This window comes from Micromonospora sagamiensis (genome assembly GCF_014680085.1).
In the GTDB taxonomy this organism is placed as follows: domain Bacteria; phylum Actinomycetota; class Actinomycetes; order Mycobacteriales; family Micromonosporaceae; genus Micromonospora; species Micromonospora inyonensis.
This window is the reverse complement of sequence record NZ_AP023438.1, coordinates 6,083,159-6,104,680: the sequence shown is the minus strand read 5'-3', so window position 1 is coordinate 6,104,680 and position 21,522 is coordinate 6,083,159. Positions and strand designations below refer to the sequence as shown.

Here is a 21,522-nt window from a genome sequence, read left to right as displayed (position 1 = left end):
CGGAGCCGAGAGACAGGACAACCGATGAGAGCGAACTGCTGGATCGCCCCCAACCGGGTGGCGGTCAAGGACGTCCCGGACCCGCAGATCCTGAACCCGCGTGACGCCGTCGTGCGGGTCACCTCGTCGGCGATCTGCGGCTCGGACCTGCACCTGCTGGACGGCTACGTACCGGCGATGAAGAAGGGCGACGTCCTGGGACACGAGTTCATGGGCGAGGTCGTCGAGCTGGGGCCGGGCGTGCGCGACGGCCTACGGGTCGGCGACCGGGTCGTGGTGGCGTTCCCCATCTCCTGCGGGGACTGTTTCTCCTGCCGGCGCGGCCTCTACTCGGTGTGCGAGAACTCCAATCCCAACGCGCCCGTCGCCGAGATGGCGATGGGCCACTCCCCCGCCGGGATCTTCGGCTACTCGCACCTGCTCGGTGGCTACGCCGGCGGGCAGGCCGAATACGTCCGCGTCCCGTTCGCCGACGTCGGCGCCCTCAAGGTCGACGACGACCTGCCCGACGAGAAGCTGCTCTTCCTGTCCGACGTGCTCCCCACCGGCTACCAGGCCGCCGAGTGGTGCGACATCACCCCCGGCGACACCGTCGCCGTGTGGGGTGCCGGCCCGGTCGGACAGTTCGCCGCGCTCAGCGCGTTCCTGCTCGGCGCGGAACGGGTGGTCGTCATCGACCGGTTCCCCAGCCGACTGCGGATGGCCGAGGAGCACACCGGCGCGGAGACCATCAACTACGAGGAGACCGACGTCCTGGACGCCCTGCGGGACATGACGGCGGGACGCGGACCGGACGCCTGCATCGAGGCGGTCGGCATGGAGGGACACCACGCCTCGGCGGCGCTGCACGCCTACGACCGGGCCAAGCAGGCCGTGAAGCTGGAGACGGACCGACCGCCCGCCCTACGGGAGGCGGTGCTCAGCTGCCGCAACGGTGGCACCGTCTCGGTGGTCGGGGCCTACGGCGGGTTCGTCGACAAGTTCCCGATGGGCTCGTTCATGAACCGGTCCCTGACCATGCGGTCCGGCCAGGCCCACGTACAGCGGCACATGCGGCCCCTGCTGGAACGGATCCGCCGGGGCGAGATCGATCCGAGCTTCGTCATCACCCACACCATGCGCCTCGACGACACCCCGCACGGCTACGACATCTTCAAGAACAAGCAGGAGGACTGCGTCAAGGTGGTGCTCAAGCCGTAGGCGTGGGGTCCTTTGGGTGGCCCGGGCGCAGGGTGCGGCGCAGCAGCAGCGGGGCCGCCGCCGCCCAGGCCTGGATCGAGCAGGAGTGCGGGTACGGCACCGGCACGGGATGCTCGTCGCGGCCGAACCCGGCGAACACCTCGGGCAACCGGTACCGGTGGTGCGCGGCGGCGGCGAGCAGGCCCCGGGCGATCGTCTCCGCCTCGGCGTGGAGGCCGTGGCGGGCCAGTCCGGCGACCGCGATCGCGGTGTCGTGCGGCCAGACACCACCGGTGTGGTACGAGACCGGATGGTAGGCGGGCTGGCCGGCCGCGACGGTCCGGATGCCCCAGCCGCTGAAGAAGTCCGGCCCGGCCAGCCGGCGGCCGACCCGGGTCGCGCGGTCGTCGTCGAGCAGCCCGGTCCAGAGCACGTGGCCGGCGTTGGAGGCGAGCGCGTCGACCTGCCGGCCGTCCTCGGTGAGGGCGAGCGCCACGAAGTCGTCCCGGTCGAGCCAGAAGTCCCGGACGAAGCGGGCCCGCAGGTCGGTGGCCGTCCGGTCGAGACGGTCGCCGTAGGCGTGGTCGCCCCAGACCCGGCGGGCGATCCCGGCCGTGCCGCGCAGGGCGGCGTACGCGTACGCCTGCACCTCGGCCACGGCCAGCCGGCCTCCGGCGGGCTCCCCGGAGCGGAAGCAGATGCCCCGGGCGGAGTCCTTCCAGCACTGGTGGACCAGGCCGGTGCCGTCCGTGCGGTACACCAGCCAGCCCAGCCGGTCCAGCCCACCGTGGTCGAACATCCAGGTGACCGCCGCGCGGGCCGGGGCCTCCAGTTCGGCGGCGAGCGCGTCGTCGCCGGTCTCGGCCAGCAGCACGAGGAACAGCGGGGTGGCGTCCACCGTGCCGTAGTAACGGCCGTAGGGGACGTGCCCGAAGTGGCTCAGCTCGCCCCGACGGCGTTCGTGCAGGATCTTGCCCGGCTCCTCGACCCGGGACGGGTCCACCGTCCGGCCCTGCGTCGCGGCGAGGGCCCGCAGGGTGCCGGCGGCGAGCCACGGCGCGGCGGCGAGCGCGAAGAGGGAGGTGATCAGGCTGTCGCGGCCGAAGAGGGTGAGGAACCACGGGCTGCCGGCGGCGACGGTGTGCCCGCCGGTGCCGTCCGGGACGAGCAGCGCCGACAGGTCCGCGCTGCCCCGCGCGACGGCCTCGTCCAGCGCGACCTCACCGGTCGGCTCGACGACGATCGTCGGCGCGGGCGGCGGGACGGCGGTGGCCGCGCACACCTCCACCGTCACGGTGACGTCGCCGTGCGGCGGCACCGCCAGCGTCCAGGAGACGTCGGCGTCGTGCAGGTCGGCCGGCGGGGCGGAGACCACCCGGAGCGTCGTCGCGCGGTGGAAGTCCGCGCGCCGGTGGGTCAGGCGTACGCCGTCGTCGGTGCGCTCGGTGCCACGGACCCCGGGCGGCCTCGGGTAGTCCCGGTCGGTGCGCAGCTCGAACTGGTCGGCGAAGTCGGCGGCGAAGCGGTACGCCAGCGACAGCTCCGCCGGGGCGGCTCCGTGGTTGACGATCCTGACCCGTTCGGTCAGCCGGCCGTACCGGACGGTCTGGCGGCGGAAGACCGTGCAGGACGGGTCGGCGCCCCGCCGGGTCCACGGCGTGAGCACCAGTTCGTCGCCGTCGCCGGCGAGCAGGCGGGGCCGGGTGCCGTCGACGGTGAGTTCCCAGTGGGACAGGTGCCGGGTGTCGTCGAGGAAGAGCCCGTACGTGCCGGTGTCGGGAACGTCCCCGGCGGGGTCGGTCCGCAGCAGGGTGCCCTCACCGAGCAGTTCCCGGGGCGTCACGGCGCCGTCCGCAGCAGGTCCAGGACGACGGCCGCGGTCCAACTGAAGTCGGTCACCCCCCGTCCCTCGCCACTGAAGGGGTGGACGTACTCCCGGAAGCCCGCCTGCCGGGCGGCGGTGAGCGTGGCGTCGCGCAGCCGGTCCGCGTGGCCGAGTTCGCCGTGCAGGGTCAGGCCGTGCCAGATCAGCCAGGTGGTGTTGAACCAGCCGGGGCCGCGCCAGTAGCGGTCCGGGTCGAAGGCCGGGCCGGTCAGGTCGTAGCTGGGCGGCAGGGCGGTCCGCCCGAGCCGGAAGTGCTCGCCCAGCGCGGACTTCACCAGCGCCGGAGCGACCGGCAGGTCCGCCACGACCAGCGGGGTGAGGCCGGCGACGGTGCGCTGCCGGTCCAGCCGGCGCTCGTGCACGTCCCAGGCGTGACAGAACTCGTCGGCGAAGAGCCGGGTGACGAGGGCCGCGCCGGTGCGGGCCGCGGCCTCGCAGTGCGGCCGGGGGTCCGCGCCGATCTCGGCGGCGATGTCCGCGAGCGCGGACTCCGACGCGGCGTACAGGGCGTTGACCATGGGATCGAGGAGCACGAACTGCGCGTCGGCGAGGTGGTCGGCGTAGCCGGAGTCCCGGTAGTCGGCGGCCAGCCGGACGTAGCGACCGTAGTCCGTGTCGGTCGGGCGTTGCGCGGCCTGCACGTGGTGCAGGTCGCGGCGGCGGAACGCGCCGGCCGGGGTCGGCTCCACCCGGCCCAACGCGTCGTCCCAGGCCGGACTGTTGTCCATGCCCGACTCCCAGGGGTGGACGATCGCGACGAGGTCGTCCACGCCCCGACGGGTCGCAAGGTAGCGGTGCCAGGCCACCAGCTTCGGGTACAGCCGGGGCAGGAAGCCGCGCCGCCGGGCCTGCCCCGGGTCGGCGCGGAAGGTCAGCCAGACGGCGAGCGCGTGCACCGGCGGTTGGACGAGTCCGGAGGTGGCCACCGCCGGGCTCGCCGGGTGGGCGGCGGAGCGCCAGAACTCCGGCCCGGGGAAGTAGCCCTCCGGCGGAGCGGCCCGGTCGAAGACGATGTGCGGCACCCGCCCGTCGGCCCACTGGGCCCCGAAGAGACTCTCCAGTTCGCGTTGGGCGCGGCGCACCGAGAGGTGCCGCAGCCCGATCGCGACGAACGCCGAGTCCCAGCTCCACTGGTGCGGGTAGAGGGCCCGCGAGGGGACCGTGTAGGCACCCGTCCAGTTGGCCAGGAGCACGTTCACCGCGGCGCGGTCGAGGGCGGCGTTCACCGTTGCCTGCGCAGGAAGGACGGGACGGAGGCGACCGCCGCCTCCGGCTCCCCGCGGAGGCGGCACTCGACCGCCAGGTAGCCCTGGTAACCGACGGCGTCGAGGGCGCCCAGCACGGCGGGCCAGTCGAGGTGGCCGGCGCCGGGCTGGAACCGGTTGGAGTCGCTGACCTGCACGTGCCCGAGGTAGGGGCCGGCGGCCCGCACCGCGGCGGCGGGGTCGTCCTCCTCGATGTTCATGTGGTACGTGTCGGCGACCACCCGGACCGCGTCGATGCCGGCCGCCTTGACCAGGTCGACCGCCTGGTCGAGGCGGTTGACCATGTGGTCCTCGTACCGGTTGAGCGGTTCGAGGTACAGCTCGACGCCCTCGGTCGCGGCGTGCGTGCCGAGTTCGACCAGTCCCTCGACGAGCACCTCCCGGTCGGCGGCCTCGCTGCGGGGCGGCTCGAACGGGGGCAGCCGCCGGGAGAACATCCCGTACGACGCGGGGGTCATCGCCCCCCGCCCGCCGATCTCGGCGATCACGGACAGCTGGGACTTGAGCTGGTCGATGGCGTCACGGCGCAGGTCGGGGTCGAAGGCGCCGAAGAAGTGCAGCATGTCGACGCAGACGGTCGGCATCACGACACCGTTGGCGAGGGCCCGGCGCAGCTCCGGCAGCCGCTCGCGGAACGCGAACGCGGCCTTGCCGCGCAGTTCGATCGCGTCGTAGCCGGCGGCGAGGGCGAACTCCCACTTCTGTTCGAGGGTGTCGCCGGGGAGCAGCTGTTCCTGGCAGGCGATGCGGAGCGCGGGCGCGCCGGGCGCCGCCGGGTCGGGACGGGACGGGGACGTGGTGGGGTGGGACATCAGAACTCCAACATGACTTGCAGCGCCTCGGCTGGACGCTGGTCGAGCAGGTCGTAGGCTTCGGCGGCACGGTCCGCCGGGATGACGTGGCTGACCAGCGTGCCCACGTCGACGGTCTTGGCGGCGAGCTGGCTCAGGAAGACGTGTTGCAGGCGGTCCTGGCTCCAGCGGGGGGCGAGGTGCGGGGGCACGCCGCCGATCTGCGAGCAGACGAGCTGCACGCGGTTGTGGTGGAACTCCTCGCCGAGGCGCAGCCCGAGGCCGTCGCCCTGGTAGAAGCCGGAGGCGACGACGCGTCCGCCGACGGTGACGGACCTGGTCGCCTCGTGCAGGGCCCGGTAGGAGCCGCTGATGTCGACCGCCGCGTCGGCACCGAGGCCACCGGTGCGGGTGCGGATCTCCTCCGCGGCCCCCTCGGGGGCCAGGGCGACGTCCGCGCCGAAGGCCAGCGCGAACTCCCGGCGGGCCGGCAGCGCGTCGACGGCGACGACGGTAGCGCCGTTGAGGACCGCGAGCCGGGTGGTGAGCAGGCCGAGCACGCCCTGCCCGAAGACGGCGACGGTCTCGCCGAGGTGGATGTCGGCGGCGAGCACGGCGTTGAGGGCGATGGCGCCGACCCGGGCGAACGAGGCCGCGATCGGATCCACGCCGGCCGGCACCTCGTGCCCGACGATCCGCTCGGCGGGCAGGACGGCCTCGCTGCGGTGGCCCCAGATGCCCCAGACGTACGTCCCGATCTCGGGCGTCCCGGTGGGCGCGTCGTCGCCGATCTCGACGACCTGGCCGACCTCGGAGTAGCCCCAGCCGGCGACCGGGTACTCCAGACCCCCGGTGCCCTCGGTGAACAGCCGTCGCTGCGGGTCCCAGATGCGGGTCAGGTAGGGGTTGGTGCCGCGGTAGGCGGTCAGCTCGGTGCCGGCCGAGATGCCGGAGTAACGGGTACGGACCCGCACGTGCCCGGGCGGCAGTGGCGTCGCCTCACGGGACACCACCTCGACCCGTCGCGGCGCGGAGAACTGCACGACGACTTCCACTGACGCCTCCATGTTTGCGGTGGTGCGGAGACGATAGTGGAACTTTGGTCCAAAGTGTATAAGGGTTTTGTCTTGTGTTTCGTCAAAAGTCTTGCTGTGATGCCATCGACCGCCCTCGCTCGTGCATAGGAGCAACGATGCGAAGAAGTACCCCACCGTCCGTACGGCGTTCCCCCGTCACCAGCGCGCTGCTGGCGACGATCATGATGGGCACGTTCGCCCTGACCGCCTGCGCCTCGGACGACCCGGCCGACGACGGCACGCTGACCGTGTGGAGCCTGGAGAACCAGACCGACCGCGTCCAGGCCGCCCAGGCCGTGGCCGACCGGTTCACCGCCAAGAGCGGTGTCAAGGTCAAGATCGTGGCGACGGACGAGAACCAGTTCACCCAGCTCATCACGTCCGCCGCCGCCGCGGGCGACCTGCCCGACGTGGTCGGCGCGCTGCCGCTGTCGGCCGTGTGGCAGCTGTCGGCCAACGACATCCTGGACACCGCGGCCGCCGAGAGCGTGGTCAAGGACCTCGGGGCGGACACGTTCTCCGACCGGGCTCTCGACCTGACCCGCAACGACGGCAAGCAGCTCGCCGTCCCGTCCGACGCGTGGGCGCAGCTGCTGGTCTACCGCAAGGACCTCTTCGCCGCCGCCGGCCTGCCGGCACCGGACTCGTACGAGGCCATCGCGCGGGCCGCGCAGAAGCTCAACACCGGCGGTACGGCGGGCATCACCCTGGCCACCGTCGCCAACGACGCGTTCACCGCCCAGTCGGTGGAGTTCCTCGGCCTCGGCAACGGCTGCGAGCTGGTGGACGACAAGGGCACCGTGACCCTGAACTCGAAGCCCTGCGTCGAGACCTTCGGGCTCTACGGTGACCTGGCGCGCAAGTACTCCGTGCAGGGTGCGCAGGACGTCGACTCCACCCGGGCCACGTACTTCGCCGGCAAGGCGGCGATGGTCGTCTGGTCGTCGTTCATCCTCGACGAGATGGCCGGCCTGCGCAACGACGCCAAGCCCAACTGCCCGCAGTGCCAGGCGGACCCGGCCTTCCTCGCCAAGAACAGCGGGTTCGTCACCGCCGTCAAGGGCCCCAGCGGCTCCGAACCGGCCGGCTTCGGGGAGATCACCTCCTGGTCGATCATGGACGGTGCGGCGGGGTCCGCCAAGGACTTCGTCACGTTCATGATGGACGAGGGCTACGCCGACTGGCTGGGCGTCGCCCCCGAGGGCAAGATGCCGGCGCGGACCGGCACGAAGGACAGCCCGCAGAAGTTCACCGAGGCGTGGAACGGCCTCACCGCCGGGGTGGACACCAAGAAGCCGCTCGGCGAGATCTACCCCGCCGACGTCATGGAGGCGCTGCGGACCAGCCCGGACACCATCCGCCGGTGGGGCATCACCCAGGGGCAGGGCAAGTTGGTCGGCGCGACCCTCGGTGAGCTGCCCGTGCCGAAGGCGATCAACGCCCTCGCCACCGGCCAGGTCGACGCCGCCGGGGCCTGCAAGCAGGCGGCCGACGCGGTGGAATCGATCAAGACGTCGCTGAAGTAACGATGACGACCCTCAAGTCCGCCGGGCCGGCGACGCCGCGCGAGCAGCGCCGTCGGCCCGGTCCGACCCTGAAACAGCGGGAGAACCGCACCGGGCTCGCGTTCCTGACCCCCACCCTGGTCGTGGTCCTGGTCGTCGTCGTGGTGCCGATCCTCTGGACCGTCATGCTGGCGTTCCAGGAGATCCGCCTGATCAACATCCGGCGGGCGGGCATCTTCGGTGAGTACAGCCTGCGCAACTTCGCCACCGTGCTGGACTCGCCGGGGTTCTGGCGCTCGCTGGGCACCACGCTGGCGTTCACCATCGGCGCGACCGGTCTCTCCATCCTGCTGGGACTGGTCGCGGCGCTCGCCCTGCGCCGGCCGTCGCGGGGGCGCACGGTGGCCCGGGCCGCGATGTTGCTGCCCTACGTCGCGCCGGTCGTCGCGGTGACCTTCGTCTGGGAGGTCATGCTCAGCCCGCAGTTCGGCATCGTCAACGAGTGGGGCACCCGTTTCCTCGGCTGGGACCAGCCGGTGGCCTTCCTCAGCCAGCGGGAGTCGGAGCTGTTCGGCGTCGGCGTCCCGACCGCGCTGCTGACCGTGATCGTCTTCGAGGGTTGGCGCTACTTCCCGTTCGCCTTCCTCTTCCTGCTCGCCCGGTTGCAGGCGGTGCCGCCCGAGCTGGAGGAGGCCGCGCGGATCGACGGCGCGACGCCCAGCCAGCGCTTCCGGTACGTGCTGCTGCCGCAGCTCGGCCCGGTCATCGCGCTGCTCTGTGTGCTGCGTTTCATCATGACGTTCACCAAGTTCGACGACGTCTACCTGCTCACCGGAGGCGGGGCCGGCACCGACGTGGTCAGCGTGCGGGTCTACGAGTTCCTGACCGCCCGCTTCGACATCGGCGCCGCGGCGGCCCAGGCCCTGGTCATCGCCGCCGTCCTGGTCGTACTGCTCGCGGTGTACCTGAAGTTCTTCGCGCCGCGCATCGAGGAGGGGGAACGGTGAACCGCGACGTCCTGGAGACCCGGATCTTCGGGTTCCTGCGCCGGGTGGTCATCGTGGGCCTGGTCCTGGTGACCGTCTTTCCCTTCTACTACATGGTCCTGCTCTCCCTGCGCCCGATCGACCGGGTCATCCTCGACCCCGGCAAGCTGTGGGTGTCGGGGCAGGAGCTGACCGTCGACACCTACCGCGCCGTGCTGCGGTCGGTCTCCGACGGCGGGCAGGGCTTCCTCGCCCTGCTCGGCAACTCCGCGCTGGTCTCCCTGGCCACGGTCGCGGTGACGCTGCTGGTGGCCATCCCCGGCTCCTACGCGGTGAGCCGGCTGCGCTTCATCGGCCGGCGGCAGGTCAGCGCGCTGTTCCTGTCGGTGTACCTGTTCCCCAGCATCCTGCTGGCGATCCCGCTCTTCGTGCTCTTCACCCGGCTCGGGTTGCGGGGCTCGCTCGGCGGGCTGGTGCTGGTGTACATCGCGCAGACGATCCCGGTCTCGATCTACATGCTGCGCAGCTACTTCAGCACCATCCCGGACAGCCTGGAGGAGGCCGCCGCGATGGACGGCGCGAGCCGCTTCCAGACCATCCGGCGGGTGGTGCTGCCGTTGGCGGCACCGGCCATCATGGCCAACGCCCTGTACATCTTCATGATCGCCTGGAACGAGTTCCTCTTCGCCCTGCTGTTCCTCGCCGAGAAGCGGGAGAACTGGACGGTCTCGCTGGGCCTCGCCCAGCTCTCCGGCGGCATCGAGGTGTCCAAGACCGTCCTGATGGCCGGGTCCGTGGTCCTGACCCTGCCGATCGTGGCACTCTTCTTCGCGGCCGAGCGCATGCTCACCGAGGGGCTCACCAGCGGGGCGGACAAGGGTTAGGGGGCACGGTCGGAGATGCCAGGCACGTCCGCCGGTGACCTGCTGGCACTGATCAGGTCCGGACGGGCCCGCACCCGTGGCGAGCTGCAACGGGTGACCGGCCTGTCGCGGTCGACCGTGGGTCAACGGCTCGACCGGCTCATCCAGGGCGGATACCTGCGGGAGACCGGGGTCGACGAGTCCAGCGGCGGCCGGCCGTCGATCCTGCTGGAGTTCAACGACCAGCACGGCGTGGTCCTGGTGGCCGACCTCGGGGCCACCTACGCCCACCTCGCCGTGCTCGACCTCGCCGGACGGTCCCTGGCCGAGGAGCGGGTCAACCCGCGCATCGCCGACGGTCCGCAGGCCGTCCTGGAGTGGATCGGCGACCGGCACGACAAGCTGCTGACGATCGCCGGGCGCCGCCCCGACGAGGTGCGCGGCATCGGTCTCGGCGTTCCCGGCCCGGTGGACTTCTCCACCGGCCGGGTACGCCAGCCGCCGATCATGCCCGGCTGGGACGACTACCCGATCGTCGAGCACCAGCGCCGCCGCTGGGCGGTGCCGGTGCTGGTGGACAACGACGCCAACCTGATGGCGCTCGGCGAGCAGGTGGCGGTCCACCCGGACTGCCCGGCGATGGTGCTGGTCAAGGTGGCGACCGGGATCGGCGCCGGTGTGGTGGTCAACGGCGCGGTGTACCGGGGCATCGACGGCGGGGCGGGCGACCTCGGCCACATCCGGCTGCACGGGTACGACACGTTCCGGTGCATGTGCGGCTCGTACGGCTGCCTCGCCGCCGTCGCCAGCGGCGGCGCGCTGGCCCAGCAGCTCAGCGCGGCGGGCACGCCCACCGCGTCCAGCCGGGAGTTCCTCGCCCGGGTCACCGCCGGCGACCCGGAGGCCCGGCGGCTGGCCCGTACCGCCGGCCAGCGGGTGGGCGAGGTGCTGGCGACCGTGGTGTGCCTGCTGAACCCGGGGGTGCTGGTGATCGCCGGGGACCTCGCCGAGACGCACTTCGTCACCGGCGTGCGCGAACTGCTGTACCAGCGCGCGCTGCCCCGCGCCACGCAGCGCCTCACGGTGACCACCAGCCGGCTCGGCGAGCGGGCCGGGATCGTCGGCGCGCACGCCATGGTGGTCGACAGCGTGTACGCCCCGGAGGCCGTGAACCGACACCTGAGCGACGCTCCCGACGCGAGGAACAGCCGATGACCACAGCTCCGGTCCGGGTCGGACTCGTCGGCGCCGGGACGTGGGCGGCGCGGATGCACGCGCCGATGCTCGCGGCCGGCCCGGAGACCGTCCTCAGCGGCGTCTGGTCCCGGCGCGGCGACGCCGCCGGGGCGCTGGCCGCCGCGCACGGCGTGCCCGCCGCGCCGACCTTCGCCGACCTGCTCCGGGAGTGCGAGGCGGTGGCCTTCGCCGTGCCGCCGGACATCCAGGCGGCCCTCGCCGTGCAGGCGGCCCGAGCGGGCCGGGCGGTGCTGCTGGAGAAGCCGATCGCCCTCGACCTGGACGCGGCCCGGCGACTGGCCGACGTGGTCGGCGAGTCCGGCGTGGTCTCCCAGGTGGTCTTCACCAAGCGCTACCACGCCCGCACGCGCGCGTTCCTCGCCGCGGCCGGCGGTTTCGACGCCGACGGCGGGCGGGCCTGCTACCTGCACGGCGGCTTCCTCGGCGGGGAGTTCGCCACCGGCTGGCGGCTCACCCACGGGGGCCTGTTCGACCTCGGTCCGCACCTGCTCGACCTGCTCGACGCCACGCTCGGACCGATCGTCGACGTGCGCGCCGCCGGGCGCCGGTCCCGGTGGACGGAACTGACCTGCACGCACCGCGGTGGCGCGGTGAGCCAGGCGTCGCTCTCCGGCAGCGTCGCCCTGCCCCGGGTGACGACCACGGTCGAGCTCTTCGGGCCGGCGGGCCGGCTGGCGTACGACACCGCCGGCATGGACCACGACGAGTGCTGGCCGGTCGTCCGCGCCGAGTTCGCCGCCGCCGTCCGGGCCGGCCGGCCGCACCCGCTGGACGTGCACCGGGGGCTGATGATCCAGGAGCTCCTGGCGCGGGCGGCGGCGGACCCCGCCCTGCGGGACTGAGCCGCCCCTCCGACGGTCCGTCCCGGGCGTCGTGCTCACCGCCATCTGCACGAAGCTTCCCTTCAGCACCCGACCGGCCTACGGTATTTATCTACATCGATAGATACGGGAGGGTGGGCCGATGACCGGGACCGGAGCCGTCGACCGACGGCGGCTGCTACAGGGAGCGGGCGCGCTGACCGCCGGCGCGCTCCTCGGAGGGCTCGCACTGCCGACCACGGGCCGCGCCGCGCTGGTCGAACCCCGGGTGTACACCCGGGCGGAGTGGGCGGCCCTGCCCCCCACCACGTCGATCCGCTACCTGGACCGCCAGCCCGACCACATCGTGGTGCACCACACCGCCGGCGACAACACCACCGACTACTCCCTGGCCGCCGCGTTCCGCCACTCCCGCTGGATCCAGGACCTGCACATGGCGAACGGCTGGGGCGACTCGGGCCAGCAGCTCACCATCAGCCGGGGCGGATACGTCATGGAGGGGCGGCGGCACAGCCTGCGCGCCATCTACGAGCGGCAGCACGTCAGCGGCGTCCAGACCGCCAACCACAACGACCACACCATCGGCATCGAGAACGAGGGCCTCTACATGAGCGTGGACACCCCCGCCGCGCTCTTCGACGCGTTGGTCCGCACCTGCGCCTGGCTGTGCCAGACCTACCAGCTCGACCCGTACCAGGCGATCGTGGGGCACCGCGACTACGTCAGCACCACCGTGTGCCCCGGCGACCGCCTCTACGCCCGGCTGCCCGAGCTGCGCCAACGCACCGCCGCGCTGATCGGCGCCTGACCACGGGTTCCGTCGCCACCACCGACGTCGTGAGGAGACACCATGCCGCGCCCTGCCGTCCACCGACTCGCCCGCCGTCTGCTCGCCACGACCCTCGCCGTCGCCGCCACGGCCACCGCCCTGGTCGCGGCCACCGGCGCCCCGGCCCAGGCCGCCACCACCGCCGGCATCGACGTCTCCCACCACCAGGGGTCGATCAACTGGACCAGCGTCCGCGACGCCGGCGTCGAGTTCGCCTTCATCAAGGCCACCGAGGGCACCAGCTACAAGGACCCCGCCTTCAACACCAACTACGTGGCGGCCTACCACGCCGGTGTCGTACGCGGCGCCTACCACTTCGCCCTGCCCGACCGGTCCAGCGGGGCGACCCAGGCCAACTACCTCGCCAGCAGCGGCGGGGCCTGGTCGGCCGACAGTCGTACGCTGCCCGCCGCCCTCGACATCGAGTACAACCCCTACGGCCCCGCGTGCTACGGGCTCAGCCAGTCCGCGATGCGCACCTGGATCGCGGACTTCCTCGACACCTACCGGGCGCGCACGGGCCGGTACGCGGTCGTCTACACCACGACCAACTGGTGGACCACCTGCACCGGCAACTGGAGCGGCCCGTGGGCCAACCATCCGCTCTGGATCGCCCGCTGGTCGACCAGCCCCGGCACGCTCCCCGCCGGCGCGCCCTTCTGGAGCTTCTGGCAGTACACCTCCACCGGCCGGGTCTCCGGCATCAGCGGCGACGTCGACCGGAACTACTTCAACGGTGACCGCAGCCGGCTGATCGCCCTGGCCAACAACACCTGATCACGGGACGGGACCGGCGTGCCGGCCGCCCCCACGGTCCGCGGCGGTGGGGTCCGGCCGGTGACCGGGGCCGTACACCCGGCACAGTGTTTCGGCGATCTCGGCGAGCACGGGGGCGGGCACCCGCTCGCCCCTGGTCGGGTCGAACAGCCGACCCAGCAGATCGGCGCTCGCCTGCTGCAACTCCCGGCCGAGCAGACGCCGTTCCCGTCGGAGGCGGTAGCGGCGGCTGCCCATCGCGAGCAGCGCGGCCCCGGGGATCCCGGCCAGCACGGCGACGAGCCCCACCAGGCCCTCCGTCGTGGGCCCGCCCACGGCCCGCCAGGCGATCAGGCCCAGGGTGAGGACCGGGGCCCCGACCACCACGGTGACCAGCACGGCGAGCCACCGGCGCTCACGCCGCCACGCCTCGCGCCAGCCGCCGTCGTCGCTGGCGGCGAGGCGCCCACCGAGCCGGTTGACCCGCAGCAGGGCGACCCGCAGCGCCTCGCGGGAACGCAGGTCCGGCGGCGGGCGTCGGGCGAGCGTCGCGGCGGCGTCGGCGATCAGCCCCCGGTTGCGGGCCTTAGGGGTGGGACGCTGGAAGGCGCCAGCGGCCTGGCGGGTGTAGTACCAGGCGGTGAAGCCGAGCCCGAGGAGCACCCAGAAGAAGCCGGGCAGGTCCCGTCCACCGTCGGCGTCGCTGAGCAGGTTGACCCCGTAGGAGAGCAGGACCCCGCCGAGCACGGTGGCCAGGGGAATCGACGCCAGGGTGATCCACCGCTCCTGCGGGATGGCGTGCCAGTGGCGTTCCAGCCGGCGCAGCGACGGCAGTTGGACCAGCCAGCCGACCAGTTCCGCCACCCACATCAGCAGGGCCAGCAGGGCCGCCACGACGTCGAACACCGCCAGGAGCCGGAAAGGGCCCAACACTCACCGTCCTTCCCGAGAGCACGGCGGGACGATCCAGGCGGCCACCGGCGGGACGCTTCGGCACGGACGACGACCGGCGCCCCGGACGCCGTCCACAGTAGCGGGTGGCTCCTACCCGGTCAGCGCTCCGGACCGGCCGTCGCCCGGTCACCGTCCGAGGCCGGCAGGTCGACCACGCGGGTGGCCCAGCGGGCCATCAGGGCCGGATCGTGGGTGATGACCAGGACGCCGGTGCCGTGCTGCCGTTGGTGTGCGGTGACCACCCCGGCGAGATGGGCCTGGGTGGAGGCGTCCAGCATCGCGGTGGCCTCGTCGCAGAGCAGGTAATCCGGCTGGTGCACCAGCGCCCGGGCGAGGCAGGCGCGTTGCAGCTGTCCGTCGCTGACCGCGTGCGGGCGGCGGGTGAGCAGGTCCGGCGTGAGCCCCACCAGGTCGGCCAGTTCCACCGCCCGGTCCCGCGCCCGCTCCGGCGGGGTGCCGGTGGCGCGCAGTGGTTCGGCGACGATGTCGGTGAGACTCAGCCGGGGGTCCGTCGCGGCGCGGGGGCTCTGGAAGAGGACCGCGACCCGGGTGCGGACGGCGGCCGACAACCGGTGCCGGGCCCCGGCGACGGGCTGCCCGTCGAGGCTGACGTGCCCGGCGTCGGGGGCGTGCAGCAGGGCGAGGACCCGGGCGAGGGTGGACTTGCCACTTCCGGACGGGCCGCGCAGCCCGACCGTCTCCCCGGGGGCGACGTGCAGGTCGACCCGGTCGAGGACGCGCTGGCGACCGTAGGAGACGGTGACCTGGCAGGCGGCGAGCCCGGCGGGGGTCATGCGACCGCTCCCGTCGGCAGCGGGTGGTGACAGGCGAGCCGACCGGAGTCGCCCACCGTCACGGCGGCGGGCGGCGTGCCGCAGAGGTCGGTGGCGCGCCCGCAACGCGGGGCGAACGCACAGCCGGCGGGGAGGTCGGTGAGCATGGGCGGATGGCCGGGGACGGGGCGGAACGCGCGGTCGGGCAGGGCGTCGAGGAGACCGGCGGTGTACGGGTGGGCCGGGGCGGCGAAGAGCGCCTCGGTGGGCCGGTGCTCGACGATCCGGCTGGCGTACATGACGGCGACGGTGTCGGCGACACGGCGGGCGGCGGCGAGGTCGTGGGTGATGAGCAGCACCGCCGCGCCGCTGTCGCAGCGTCGGCGCAGCAGGTCGAGGGTGTGGTCGACCAGCGGACGGTCCAGGCCGGTGGTGGGCTCGTCGGCCAGCAGCAGCGGCGGGTCGGGGGCGAGCGCGAGCGCGGTGGCCAGGCGTTGGGCCATGCCTCCGGAGAGTTCGTGCGGATAGCGGTCGAGGTCGTCGGGGAGCAGCCCGACGTCGACGGCGACCCGGTCGGCGGCAGCCGGCGCGTCGCGCCGGGTGTGACCGTGGGCGCGCAGGGTCTCCACCAGCAGGTGCCGGCCGGTGCGTACCGGGGTGAGCGCGGTCGCGGGGCTCTGCGGCACGAGGCCGACGGCCCGCCCCCGTACGGTCCGGGCGAGGTGGCGCTCGCCGCAGCCGACCAGATCGACCGCGTCCCCGCCGGCCGGGCGGAGCCGGGCCCGCCCGGTGACCGTGGCGTTGCCGGGGAGCAGGCCCAGCAGGGCGTGGGCCAGCACGGACTTGCCGCAGCCGGACTCCCCCACCACGGCGAGCAGTTCCCCCGGGTGGACGGTCAGGCGCAGGTCGGTGACGGCCTGCACCACGGCGTCCCGGAGCCGGAAGCGGACGGTCAGCCCGTCGACCTCCAGCAGGGCCGGACGGCCGGCGTGGGCGCCGGTCGTGGCGGGGGCAGCGCGGGTGGCGGTCACAGGTTCAGCTCCGCTCGTACGCGGGGGTCGAGGCGGTCGCGCCACCGGCCGGTGAGGGTGGCCAGGGCCAGGGTGACGACGACCAGCAGCAGTCCGGGGACCAGGCTGGCCCACCATGCGCCGGTGAGCAGGGACCGTTGCCCGTCGTTGATCATGTTGCCGAGGGAGGCCAGGTGCGGAGGCAGGCCGAGCCCGAGGAAGGACAGGGCGGTCTCGTGCCAGACGGCGTGCGGCACCATCAGCGTGGTGGCCAACGCCAGGCGGGGCAGCACGTGCGGCAGCAGGTGCCGGGTGAGCACCCGGGTCCGGCTGGCACCACCGGCGACGGCGGCGTCGACGAACGGGCGGTTCCGCAGGCTGAGCAGTTCGGAGCGGACGATACGGGCGGTGGAGAGCCAGTGCGTCAGCCCGATGGACAGGATCACCGCGCCGAGGCTGGGACGCAGCATCGCCACGATGAAGATCCCCAGCAGCAGGTGCGGCAGCGCGGCGATGGTGTCGACGGTCCGCATCAGCACCCGGTCGACCCAGCCGCCGAGGCTACCGGCGACCGCGCCGACGAAACCGCCGATGACGGCGGCGACCAGCGCGGCCACCGCTCCGACGAGCAGTGACACGCGCAGGCCGTAGAGACTGCGGTGGAGCACGTCGCGGCCCAGGTCGTCGGTGCCGGCCGGGTGCGCGGGTGAGGGGGCGAGCCGGGTGCGGGACAGGTCCACCGCGCTCTCGTCCAGCGGCCAGAGGACGGGAGCGAGCAGGCAGGCGACGACCGCGACGGCCAGGATGGCGGCGGCGACGAGCACGCCACCGCGTCCGGGGTGTCCCGGTCGCCGGACGCGGACGGCGCGGATCCGCAGCGCGAGGTCAGTCATCGAGGCGCACCCGGGGGTCGGCGGCGGCGTAGGCGAGGTCGGTGGCCAGGTTCGCGGTCAGCACCACGACGGTGGTGGCCAGGGTGATCGCGGCCAGCAGCGGGAAGTCGCTGCCCAGCGCGCCGTGCACGGTGACCGCGCCCAGACCGGGCAGGGAGAACACCGTCTCCACCAGGACGGCACCGCCGACGATCTCCGGCAGGTGGGTGCCGACCAGCGTCAGGAACGGCAGCAACGCGGTACGCAGCGCGTGGCCGAAGAGCACCGTCCGGCCGGGCAGGCCCCGGGCCCGGGCGGCCAGCACGTGGTCGTCGCGGAGGCTGTCGGCGACCGCGTCACGGATGAACAGGACGAACCAGGGGGCCTGCGACAGCGCCAGCACCGTCACCGGCAGGACCAGGTGGTGGGCCACGTCGGCGGGATCGGTGCCGGTGGCCGCGACGTCGGTGAGGCCACCGGCGGGCAGCCAGCCGAGGGTGAGGGCGAACACGGCGATCGCGGCCAGTCCGATCCAGAACACCGGCATCGACTGCACGGCGTACGCGGTTGCCCGCAGGGCACGGTCGAACCACCCACCGCGCCGGTAGGCGGCGAGGGTGCCCAGCACCAGGCTCGCCACGAGGACCAGGGCGAGGGCGAGGGCGACCAGCAGCAGGGTCCATCCGGCGCGGGCGGCGAGCACCGACGCGACCGGCTCGTGCCGGCTGGTCGACCAGCCCAGGTCGCCCTGGAGCAGGTTGCCCACCCAGCGGGCGTACTGCACCGGCAGCGGGTCGTCGACGCCCCAGTTGGCCCGGATCTGGGCGAGGTTCTCCTCGCTCGCGGTGAAGGCGGCGGCACCGGCGTACTGCTGCGCGGGGTCGATCGGCGAGGCCGCGCCGAGCGCGAACATGCCGACGCTGGTGGCGGCGAGGATCGGCACGGCCACCAGCAACCGGCGGCGGACGACCGCACCGGCCCCCGCCAGCCGGCGGGTACGCCGAGCGGTGGGGGCCTTCGCCGGAGCGGGCGCGGTCACGATGTCCTCGTCCAGGTGTGGATGTTCCACCAGAGGCTGTTGGCCACGTCGTGCTCGTGCGGCTCCACCCGGGGGGTCACCCCGCTGACACCGTCGCGCACCACGTAGGTGTGCTGGAGGTAGGTCAGGAACACCCAGGGCAGATCGGTGGCGAGTTGCTTCTGGAACGTCGCGTACGCGGCCCGGCGGGCGGCCGGTTCGGCGTTGGCGCGGGCGTCGCGCAGCGCCTGGTCGACCACCGGGGAACGGTAGGAACCGGGGTTGAAGAAGCCCTGGCCGGCGAAGGTCGACGTGAACAGCTTGAAGGAGACGAAGTCCGAGTCGTACGGGGTGCCGAACCCCATGACCAACGCGTCGGTCCCCAATCGGGGGGTGATCGCGTCCCAGGTCAGCCCCTCGGGAGTGATCCTGATGCCGACCTTCCGCGCGTCGGCGGTGACCGCCAGGGCGAGTTCCTTGCGCAGGCTGTCGGTGGCCGGGTACATCAGGGAGAACGCCGCCTGGCGGCCGTCCCTGACGCGGACGCCGTCCGGGCCGGGCTTCCAGCCGGCCGCGTCGAGGGCGGCGGTGGCGGCGGCAGGGTCGGCGGCCGGTGTGCCGACGATGGACGGCTCGGCGAACTCCGACGTCGGCGGGATCGGCCCGAACGCCGGTTCCCCTGCCCCGCCGAGCACGCCGGCCACCATCGCCGACCGGTCCACCGCCGCGTTCAGCGCCGTCCGCACGGCCGGGTCTCCGGTGACCGGCCCGCCCATCGGCAGCATGACGCCCCGGTAGTCGGCGGTGGGGACGCGCCGCACCTGGTAGCCGGCCCGCCCGTCGAACCCGGACACCAGTTTCGGGGCCAGCTCGGCGACGTCGAACTCCCCCGCCCGCGTCCGCTGGGCGCGGACGTTGTCGTCGGGAACGAACGCCACCACCACCCCGGAGTTGGCCGGCCGGCCGCCCCAGTACCGCTCGTTGGCGGCGAGCACCAGCCGGTCGCCGGGGGTCCAGGAGGTGACCCGGTACGGCCCGGTGCCCACCGGCCTGCGGTTGAACGCCGCCTTGTTGACGTCCTGCCCGGCCAGGGCCTTCGCCGGCACGATGCCGAGCGCGAGACGCTGGAGGAACGGCGCGTAGGCGTACCGGAGGGTGAAGATGACGGTCGACGGGTCGGGTGCGGTGACGGAGGCGAGCATGTCCAGGTCGGACCGGAGCGTCGAGTCGACCTTCGGGTCCAGCACCGCCCGGTAGGTGAAGACGACGTCCTGCGCGGTCAGCGGGCTGCCGTCGTGGAAGACCACGCCGTCGCGCAGCTTCGCCGTGACCGTCCTCCCGTCGGCGGACACGGTCGGCAGCTCGCGGGCCAGGGCCGGCACGAGCTGGTTGCGGGCGTCCCGGGCGACGAGGCCGTCGAAGATGAGCGAACCGCCGTCGACGCCGTAGTTCAGCACCGGGTTCAGCGTGTCCGGCTCGCCCGCCGTCGCCACCACGAGGGTGTCGGCACCAGCAGCCGTGGAGGTGGCTGTCGGGGTCGAACAGGCGGACAGGGCGAGAAGACCGGTGGCGACCATCGCCACCATTCGCGCAGACCCCAAGGGGCTCCTCTTTCCTGGTCGACGACGTGCCGCGGTGGCCGACGCACCGCAGAGGCCATCCTGACGCAGTTGCCAATGATGTGCAATAGCGGCCACGGAGGGACGGGCCGCTTGCCCCGCCGGGTGGCGGGTCGATAGCCTCTCGCCGTCAAGGTGCACGGGAAGCCGGTGGAAGACCGGCGCGGCCCTCGCCACTGTGACCGGGGAGTGACCTCCGACTTGCGCCACTAGGCCGACGGCCTGGGAAGGCCGGGGGAAGCATCGATCCGGGAGCCAGGAGACCGGCCTTGATGCACGGATCTCGTCCACGAGGTGCTGGAGAGGAAGGTCTTCGATGCACATCGCCGAGGGGTACCTACCCCCGGTGCAGGCAGCGGCATGGTTCGCGGCGTCCGCACCCTTCGTCGTCCACGGCAGCCGGGCTCTGGTCCGGCAGGTCCGGCAGGACCCCGAATCCAAGTTGTTGCTGGGAGCGGCGGGTGCCTTCACCTTCGCACTGTCGGCCCTGAAGATCCCGTCGGTGACCGGATCCTCGTCCCACCCCACCGGCACCGGCCTCGGCACGGTGCTGTTCCGGCCCCCGGTGATGAGCGTCCTCGGTGGCCTCGTGCTGCTGTTCCAGGCGGTCCTGCTGGCCCACGGCGGGCTGAGCACCCTCGGTGCCAACGTCTTCTCGATGGCCGTCGTCGGCCCCTGGGTGGCCTACGGCGTCTACCTGCTGACCCGCCGCCTCGGCGGCGGGCTCGACGTGGCGGTCTTCCTGGCCGCCGCGCTGGGCGGCCTGGCGACCTACTGCGTCACGAGCATGCAGCTCGCGTGGGCGTTCCCCGACCCGACGTCCGGTTTCCTCGGCGCGTTGGCGAAGTTCGCCGGGATCTTCGCCGTCACCCAGATACCCCTCGCGATCAGCGAGGGACTGCTGTCGGTGCTGGTGGTACGGCTGCTCACCCGGGTCAGCGGAGACGATCTGCGGCGCCTCGGCGTGCTGCGCAAGCCCCAGGAGGTACCGGCGTGAAGCGCTTCGGACGGGTCAACCTGCTCCTGCTACTGGCGGTGGTCGCGCTGGCCGCGGCCCCGCTGCTGCTCGGGCTCGGCGGATCGGCCGAGGAGCCGTTCGCCGGCGCCGACGCCCAGGCGGAGGAGGCGATCGTCACCGACCACCCGGACTACGAGCCGTGGTTCTCCGCCATCTACGAGCCGCCCTCCGCCGAGATCGAGTCGGGCCTGTTCGCCCTCCAGGCGGCGGTGGGCGCCGGCTTCCTCGGCTACTACTTCGGGGTCGCCCGCACCCGGCAGCGGCTGCGCGACACCAACGCCTCCGCCGACTAGTGTTCGCCCTCGACGTCGCCGCGCACACCGGTCCCTGGCGGCTACGGCACCCGGGCGAGAAGGCACTGCTGGCGCTGGGCCTGCTGGGCTGCGCGGTGATCCTGCCCACCTGGCCGGGAGCCGCGTTGGCGGGCACCGCCGCCGCGCTGCTGCTCGTCGGTCCGGCCCGGGTGCCCGTGCCGGTGCTGTTGCGGGCGGCCCGGGTGCCGGCGCTGTTCATCGCCACCTCCGCGCTGCCCCTGCTGGTCTCCGTGCACTCCCCGACCCGGATCGGCTGGAACCCGGCCGGGGCCGGGTTGGCGGCGACGACCACCGGCCGGGCGGCGGCGGCCCTGCTGTGCCTGCTGCTGTTCAGTGCCACCACTCCCCTCTCCGACGTCCTGCCGAGGCTGGTCCGGCTCGGCGTGCCGCCGGCGGTGACCGAGGTCGCCGCGCTGACGTACCGGATGCTGTTCCTGCTGGTCGACAGCGTGCGTGCGGTACGGGAGGCGCAGGCGGCGCGGTTGGGCTACCGGACCTGGCGCACGACGTACCGGTCTCTGGCCGGGCAGGCCGGGGCGATCTTCGTCCGGGCCTTCACCCGGGCCCGCCGGCTCGAGGAGGGCCTGGCGGTACGGGGCTACACCGGCTCGCTGGCGGTGCAGGTGGAGGTCCGACGACTCTCCCCGCCCTTCGTGGTCGCGACCGTCGCACTGCTGACCGCGATCGTCATGCTGACGGTCCTCTCGGGTGGACGGTGGCGGTGACCGAAC

The 21,522-nt window shown here is 73.2% G+C and carries 21 protein-coding genes and 1 riboswitch; of the genes, 11 read left to right on the top strand and 10 right to left on the bottom strand.

Annotation, left to right across the window (positions count from 1 at the left end):
- Positions 1-24 precede the first annotated feature (24 nt).
- Positions 25-1,200, top strand: coding sequence for a zinc-dependent alcohol dehydrogenase (locus tag IGA62_RS26165; protein ID WP_145818389.1), 1,176 nt, complete (start codon positions 25-27; stop codon positions 1,198-1,200).
- On the opposite strand, the gene IGA62_RS26160 is transcribed toward IGA62_RS26165, so the two are convergent.
- The 4 genes from IGA62_RS26160 to IGA62_RS26145 are packed head-to-tail and all read right to left on the bottom strand — an operon-like array spanning position 1,190 to position 6,175.
- On the bottom strand, positions 1,190-3,022 hold the full coding sequence (locus IGA62_RS26160) for an amylo-alpha-1,6-glucosidase (RefSeq protein WP_145818390.1): 1,833 nt from the start codon (positions 3,020-3,022) through the stop codon (positions 1,190-1,192). The genes IGA62_RS26165 and IGA62_RS26160 overlap by 11 nt on opposite strands.
- Positions 3,019-4,290, bottom strand: a complete 1,272-nt coding sequence (locus tag IGA62_RS26155; protein ID WP_145818391.1) for an MGH1-like glycoside hydrolase domain-containing protein — start codon at positions 4,288-4,290, stop codon at positions 3,019-3,021. Before IGA62_RS26155 ends, IGA62_RS26160 begins: the two co-directional genes overlap by 4 nt.
- Positions 4,287-5,141 (bottom strand): sugar phosphate isomerase/epimerase family protein, encoded by an 855-nt coding sequence (locus IGA62_RS26150; RefSeq protein WP_145818392.1) that lies wholly within the window; start codon positions 5,139-5,141, stop codon positions 4,287-4,289. The genes IGA62_RS26155 and IGA62_RS26150 overlap by 4 nt, the downstream gene beginning before the upstream one ends.
- Positions 5,141-6,175 (bottom strand): zinc-dependent alcohol dehydrogenase, encoded by a 1,035-nt coding sequence (locus IGA62_RS26145; RefSeq protein ID WP_145818393.1) that lies wholly within the window; start codon positions 6,173-6,175, stop codon positions 5,141-5,143. The genes IGA62_RS26150 and IGA62_RS26145 overlap by 1 nt, the downstream gene beginning before the upstream one ends.
- 137 nt (positions 6,176-6,312) lie before the next feature.
- Between IGA62_RS26145 and IGA62_RS26140 the strand changes: the two genes are divergently transcribed.
- The 7 genes from IGA62_RS26140 to IGA62_RS26110 all read left to right on the top strand — a co-directional run bounded on the left by IGA62_RS26140 (position 6,313) and on the right by IGA62_RS26110 (position 13,234).
- Positions 6,313-7,722 (top strand): ABC transporter substrate-binding protein, encoded by a 1,410-nt coding sequence (locus IGA62_RS26140; protein ID WP_145818394.1) that lies wholly within the window; start codon positions 6,313-6,315, stop codon positions 7,720-7,722.
- 2 nt (positions 7,723-7,724) lie between these two features.
- Positions 7,725-8,708, top strand: coding sequence for a carbohydrate ABC transporter permease (locus IGA62_RS26135; protein WP_145818395.1), 984 nt, complete (start codon positions 7,725-7,727; stop codon positions 8,706-8,708).
- Positions 8,705-9,571: a carbohydrate ABC transporter permease gene (locus tag IGA62_RS26130; protein WP_145818396.1), complete on the top strand. Its 867-nt coding sequence runs from the start codon at positions 8,705-8,707 to the stop codon at positions 9,569-9,571. Before IGA62_RS26135 ends, IGA62_RS26130 begins: the two co-directional genes overlap by 4 nt.
- Before the next feature lie 15 nt (positions 9,572-9,586).
- Complete coding sequence (locus IGA62_RS26125) at positions 9,587-10,765, top strand: ROK family transcriptional regulator (RefSeq protein ID WP_145818397.1); 1,179 nt, start codon at positions 9,587-9,589, stop codon at positions 10,763-10,765.
- Entirely contained in the window at positions 10,762-11,649 is an 888-nt protein-coding gene (locus IGA62_RS26120; protein WP_145818398.1) for a Gfo/Idh/MocA family protein, read from the top strand. Before IGA62_RS26125 ends, IGA62_RS26120 begins: the two co-directional genes overlap by 4 nt.
- A 121-nt stretch (positions 11,650-11,770) precedes the next feature.
- Positions 11,771-12,436, top strand: a complete 666-nt coding sequence (locus tag IGA62_RS26115; RefSeq protein WP_145818399.1) for a peptidoglycan recognition protein family protein — start codon at positions 11,771-11,773, stop codon at positions 12,434-12,436.
- Between the two features lie 42 nt (positions 12,437-12,478).
- Positions 12,479-13,234 carry a GH25 family lysozyme gene (locus IGA62_RS26110; protein ID WP_145818400.1) on the top strand — a complete coding sequence of 252 codons (756 nt, stop codon included), beginning with the start codon at positions 12,479-12,481 and terminating at the stop codon, positions 13,232-13,234.
- Here IGA62_RS26110 and IGA62_RS26105 read toward each other — a convergent pair whose 3' ends face one another.
- The 6 genes from IGA62_RS26105 to IGA62_RS26085 all read right to left on the bottom strand — a co-directional run bounded on the left by IGA62_RS26105 (position 13,235) and on the right by IGA62_RS26085 (position 19,441).
- The gene (locus IGA62_RS26105; RefSeq protein ID WP_145818401.1) at positions 13,235-14,146 is read right to left on the bottom strand and encodes a hypothetical protein; all 912 of its coding nucleotides are present in this window, start codon (positions 14,144-14,146) and stop codon (positions 13,235-13,237) included.
- Positions 14,147-14,265: 119 nt separating this feature from the next.
- Positions 14,266-14,961 (bottom strand): ABC transporter ATP-binding protein, encoded by a 696-nt coding sequence (locus tag IGA62_RS26100; protein WP_145818402.1) that lies wholly within the window; start codon positions 14,959-14,961, stop codon positions 14,266-14,268.
- The gene (locus tag IGA62_RS26095) at positions 14,958-15,971 is read right to left on the bottom strand and encodes an ABC transporter ATP-binding protein (RefSeq protein WP_198501302.1); all 1,014 of its coding nucleotides are present in this window, start codon (positions 15,969-15,971) and stop codon (positions 14,958-14,960) included. Before IGA62_RS26095 ends, IGA62_RS26100 begins: the two co-directional genes overlap by 4 nt.
- The gene (locus tag IGA62_RS29740) at positions 15,968-16,843 is read right to left on the bottom strand and encodes an ABC transporter permease (RefSeq protein WP_145818404.1); all 876 of its coding nucleotides are present in this window, start codon (positions 16,841-16,843) and stop codon (positions 15,968-15,970) included. The genes IGA62_RS26095 and IGA62_RS29740 overlap by 4 nt, the downstream gene beginning before the upstream one ends.
- Positions 16,836-17,891, bottom strand: coding sequence for an ABC transporter permease (locus IGA62_RS26090; RefSeq protein WP_232624780.1), 1,056 nt, complete (start codon positions 17,889-17,891; stop codon positions 16,836-16,838). The genes IGA62_RS29740 and IGA62_RS26090 overlap by 8 nt, the downstream gene beginning before the upstream one ends.
- Positions 17,858-19,441 (bottom strand): ABC transporter substrate-binding protein, encoded by a 1,584-nt coding sequence (locus IGA62_RS26085; RefSeq protein WP_232624779.1) that lies wholly within the window; start codon positions 19,439-19,441, stop codon positions 17,858-17,860. Before IGA62_RS26085 ends, IGA62_RS26090 begins: the two co-directional genes overlap by 34 nt.
- Before the next feature lie 134 nt (positions 19,442-19,575).
- Positions 19,576-19,745, top strand: a riboswitch (cobalamin riboswitch).
- A gap of 30 nt (positions 19,746-19,775) precedes the next feature.
- Here IGA62_RS26085 and IGA62_RS26080 point away from each other — a divergent pair.
- From IGA62_RS26080 to cbiQ, 3 genes are read left to right on the top strand one after another with little or no spacing between them, the layout of a single operon-like run.
- Positions 19,776-20,456 (top strand): energy-coupling factor ABC transporter permease, encoded by a 681-nt coding sequence (locus IGA62_RS26080; protein WP_145818405.1) that lies wholly within the window; start codon positions 19,776-19,778, stop codon positions 20,454-20,456.
- The gene (locus IGA62_RS26075; RefSeq protein ID WP_145818406.1) at positions 20,453-20,770 is read left to right on the top strand and encodes an energy-coupling factor ABC transporter substrate-binding protein; all 318 of its coding nucleotides are present in this window, start codon (positions 20,453-20,455) and stop codon (positions 20,768-20,770) included. The genes IGA62_RS26080 and IGA62_RS26075 overlap by 4 nt, the downstream gene beginning before the upstream one ends.
- Positions 20,770-21,516, top strand: a complete 747-nt coding sequence (gene cbiQ / locus IGA62_RS26070; RefSeq protein WP_145818407.1) for a cobalt ECF transporter T component CbiQ — start codon at positions 20,770-20,772, stop codon at positions 21,514-21,516. Before IGA62_RS26075 ends, cbiQ begins: the two co-directional genes overlap by 1 nt.
- Positions 21,517-21,522 lie beyond the last annotated feature (6 nt).